Source organism: Ancylomarina longa (genome assembly GCF_003996985.1).
GTDB classification, from domain to species: Bacteria; Bacteroidota; Bacteroidia; order Bacteroidales; family Marinifilaceae; genus Ancylomarina_A; species Ancylomarina_A longa.
Genome location: NZ_RJJX01000252.1, coordinates 1 through 432, shown reverse-complemented (window position 1 = coordinate 432; position 432 = coordinate 1). Strand labels below are relative to the sequence as shown.

1 protein-coding gene is annotated in these 432 nt (G+C 55.6%); it reads left to right on the top strand.

What is annotated here, in order from left to right; genetic code table 11:
* Window positions 1-432, top strand: a 432-nt coding sequence (locus DLK05_RS17105; protein ID WP_262707837.1) for a replication protein P, incomplete at both ends; no start/stop codon positions are given.

The window sequence follows — 432 nt, the reverse complement described above, 5'->3', positions numbered from 1 at the left end:
CTATGAAAAACATCGCCGCACAGATGGTTAACTTTGACCGTGAGCAGATGCGTCGGATCGCCAACAACATGCCGGAACAGTACGACGAAAAGCCGCAGGTACAGCAGGTAGCGCAGATCATCAACGGTGTGTTCAGCCAGTTACTGGCAACTTTCCCGGCGAGCCTGGCTAACCGTGACCAGAACGAAGTGAACGAAATCCGTCGCCAGTGGGTTCTGGCTTTTCGGGAAAACGGGATCACCACGATGGAACAGGTTAACGCAGGAATGCGCGTAGCCCGTCGGCAGAATCGACCATTTCTGCCATCACCCGGGCAGTTTGTTGCATGGTGCCGGGAAGAAGCATCCGTTACCGCCGGACTGCCAAACGTCAGCGAGCTGGTTGATATGGTTTACGAGTATTGCCGGAAGCGAGGCCTGTATCCGGATGCGG